The 3687-nt window shown below is 57.3% G+C and carries 3 protein-coding genes; all 3 read left to right on the forward strand.

Translation table 11 applies throughout. From position 1 onward, the window contains the following. Positions 1-199: 199 nt before the first annotated feature. Complete coding sequence (locus NW829_RS10595; protein WP_414417042.1) at positions 200-1777, forward strand: cryptochrome/photolyase family protein; 1578 nt, start codon at positions 200-202, stop codon at positions 1775-1777. Between the two features lie 75 nt (positions 1778-1852). After that, a complete protein-coding gene (gene nrdR, locus NW829_RS10600; RefSeq protein WP_414328718.1) occupies positions 1853-2395 on the forward strand; it encodes a transcriptional regulator NrdR in 543 nt (180 codons plus the stop codon). A gap of 253 nt (positions 2396-2648) precedes the next feature. Continuing rightward, positions 2649-3452 (forward strand): hypothetical protein, encoded by an 804-nt coding sequence (locus NW829_RS10605; protein ID WP_414413275.1) that lies wholly within the window; start codon positions 2649-2651, stop codon positions 3450-3452. Positions 3453-3687 lie beyond the last annotated feature (235 nt).

Genomic DNA, 3687 nt, shown 5'->3' on the forward strand with positions numbered 1-3687 from the left:
GCAGCAGCAGGGCCACCATCCCCAGCCCGGCCCACCACCGCAGGAAAGGGATCCCTGTCTGCCGCATCATCCTCTCTCCTCAGCTGTCCCGCCGAGATTCAGCAAACATTTGGGTGCCACCTGGCCTTGCCCCCCAGAGCTAAACTCAACCTGTGTCATTCTCAGCGCTCCTCCCATAGACCGAGAGCTTCAGCATCCCATGATCGCTCCATCTGCCGGCCCAGAAGGGGTTTGGATCCTTGCGGATCAACTCCACCCCCAGCAATCCGCCCTCGCTTCCCTCTCGACCCTATCCCCAGACCGAGTTCCCGTCATTCTCATCGAATCTCACCGGTGGGCCAGCTCCCGCAACCACCATCAGCAGAAATTGGTGCTGGTCTGGTCGGCCATGCGTCACTTTGCCCAAGAACTGCAACAGCGGGGCTACCCGGTCACCTATGTGGAAGCGGAAGGCTTTGCCGAGCCGCTGCAAACCTGGGCCAAGCAGCATCAACTGCAGCAGATCCGCCTCATGCAGCCCGCCGATATTCCCGTCCGAGATGAAATAGAAAAGCTGAGATCCACCCTCCCTTGCCCCCTCCTGATCTTGGAAAACAACCACTTCCTCTGGAGTACTCGTCAATTTATCGACTGGGCCTCAGGTCGCAAGCGCCTGCTCCTGGAAGACTTTTACCGCGAAGGGCGCAAACGCTTTCGCATTCTCATGGACGGCCCCAAGCCCCTGGGGGGGCGCTGGAACTACGACCGGGAGAACCGCCATCCTCCCAAACCGGGAATGCGCTATCCTCGGCCCCTCACCTTTTCCCCCGATGCCATTACCCAGGCCGTGATCACAAAAGTTAAGCAACACTACGGCCATCACTTCGGATCTCTAGAAGGATTTGGCTGGGCCGTCACCCGCGCCCAAGCCCTGCAAGTGCTTGATCATTTCATTCACGAGCGCCTGCCCCACTTCGGCCCCTGGCAAGACGCCATGCAAGCCGGGGAAGACTTTCTCTACCACTCCCTGCTTTCCCCTTACCTTAATCTGGGCCTGCTCACCCCCCACGAAGTCATTGCCGCCGCCGAACGGGCTTACTATCAGGGCGGGATCCCCCTGCCCTCCGCCGAAGGCTTCATCCGCCAGATCCTGGGCTGGCGGGAGTACATGCGCGGCTTCTACGAATACCAAATGCCCAACGGCTATGCCCAGAACAACTTTTTTGGCCACCAGCGACCCCTGCCAGAGTTTTTTTGGACGGGCAAAACCGACATGGCCTGTCTGCAGCACACCCTGGATCAAATTCGCCGTCATGGTTATGCCCACCACATCCAGCGGCTAATGGTGCTCAGCAATTTCGCCCTCATCAGTGGCATTCAGCCCCAGGCAGTAGAAGCGTGGTTTCAGGATGTGTTTATCGACAGCTACGACTGGGTGATGCAGCCCAACGTCATCGGCATGGGCCTTTTTGCCGATGGGGGCATGCTCTCCACCAAACCCTATGCCGCCTCTGCTCAGTACATCCGCAAAATGAGTGACTACTGCCGCCATTGCCGCTACAATCCCAGCGAAAAGGTTGGCAAACAAGCCTGCCCCATCAATACGTTGTATTGGGACTTCCTGTTGCGTCAGCGATCCCTCTTAGCCCCCTTGGGCAGAATGAAATGGGTATTGATCCATTTGGATCGCATGGAACCGGAGCTGAAGGCCCAGATCCAGGCGCAAGCCGCTGCTTGGTGGGATCCCTTGCAATCTGCACTCGACGAACAGAGTCCATCTCATTTGCAATCTGTCTAAGCACCAGAAGATTAAGCATCCGGTAAAATTGAGGCACCCTCCTACCCACCTGTCGCTTTGTAAGGACTGCAAGCCATGAAATGTCCCCGCTGCAGCAAACAAGAAATCCGAGTTTTGGAATCTCGTTCGGCAGAAGGTGGCCAGAGTGTGCGGCGGCGGCGAGAATGCATGTCCTGTGGCTACCGCTTCACCACCTATGAGCGCATCGAGTTCATGCCCATCATGGTCATTAAACGGGATGGATCCCGCGAAAGTTTCAACCGCAACAAGATCCTGCAAGGGGTGATGCGTGCCTGCCAAAAAACCCCCGTCACCGTCAGACAGATGGAAGAGCTGGTCAATGAGATCGAAGAAAAACTGCAATTGGAAGATGCCCAAGAGGTAACCAGCCTGCGCATCGGCGAGATGGTGCTGGAGCGCCTGCAACACCTAAGTGAGGTGGCCTACGTGCGCTTTGCCTCCGTTTATCGCCAGTTTCAGGGTATAAAAGACTTTGTCAATGAGCTGGAACAGTTGGAACCACCTCTGCGACGGGATCTGGAGCGGCTGCTGCAGGACTCCTCTGCCTCAAATTCCGAATCTCCTGGTTCTCCAGACTTGGTGGGAGAGTATTCGTGACGTGGGAACGACAGCGCAACCTGGGAGCAGCGGAGAAGTGGCGCTTGTGGGCGGGAAAAATTGCTGTGAAGAGATCGCCCATTCCAAAGGCTTAGCGGTATGCTTGGGGTAGTAATTGCGGCTTACACTAACGCTAGAGCTGCACGCCTTTAGGTTGCCGGTGTTCAGCACTATCCTTGGAGATCCCTGATATCTTGGATCCCTCTGTGTCAAGCTGTCCCAGCCCCCTGTCCTTCCGAGTCGATCCCAATCTATGCAATACGGTTTTCGGGGTTCTAGCCCCTCTGGCGCTCGCAACAGCAACAGTAACCCCAGTGGCTTTCGCTCCCCTGCCGCAATGGAGACGGGGCCAGGGGTGGTGCCGATTCAGGTGTATCAACAAGTGGCCGAAGAGTTGGAGTCTGCCCGTCAGCAGGTAAGCCTGCTTTCCTCGGAAAACCAGCACCTGCGCGCTCTGCATCAGCAGTTGTCTGGAGAGATCGCTGCCATCACCCAAGAGTTCCAGGGGCAATTGGGCCACACCTTGAAGCGCCTGCAGCAAATCAGCCTACGGCTTGCTGACGCAAATGGCCAGGCTGCCCAAGTTGCTGCAGCTTCTGAAGCCTCTTTCCAACAGAACAGCCCGACTGTCAATCCCGGCCAACCGGAAGCCCCTCCCAGCTACGATTTTTTGAATCGCCTCAAGCGCCGACAGGCCCGCAACGAGACCCCCTCCTTCTCATCCAACGGCTTTGCCCCGTCCTCCTTTGATTCCCTTCGCCACCCTTCCACCCACACCTCTGCCGAGCCCTACCCCCGCACTGGCTACCAGGTTCCTTCCCTGGACGAGTTGATGCAGGATAGGGGCGGCCCGGATCCCTATCTCGGCGAGGCAGACTCCTCAGCCTATTCCACCGGCATTTATCAGCGGGTACGGGAGCAACATCACGGATCCCAGGGCTCTGCCGTACTTTGGATGGCCGCTGCAGTCGTCTTAGTCATTGGATCGTTTGGGTTGGGATTTGTAGCCGTACAGCCGTTTTTGCGCAACAACCCACCGCCCGTGCAAGCACCCTGAGAGCTATTCACAGGATGCTCCAAAAGCCCGCTGGCGGGGTTAGGATGCCCCCAATGCGCTCCGCACCACTGACGAATGACCAGGGGTTATATCTGTGATCCAGGCTGTCGCTGCTCCTCTGACGCCTAACACATTCTTCGAGCATATGCCCGACGAGGGCCGCTTTGAGCTGTGCAATAGAGTCACGGTCAAAATGCAGCCCACAGGTTCTCACAAGCAGGTGGCGAGCTTTTTG

Source organism: Synechococcus sp. R55.8, from assembly GCF_047461895.1.
In the GTDB taxonomy this organism is placed as follows: domain Bacteria; phylum Cyanobacteriota; class Cyanobacteriia; order Thermostichales; family Thermostichaceae; genus Thermostichus.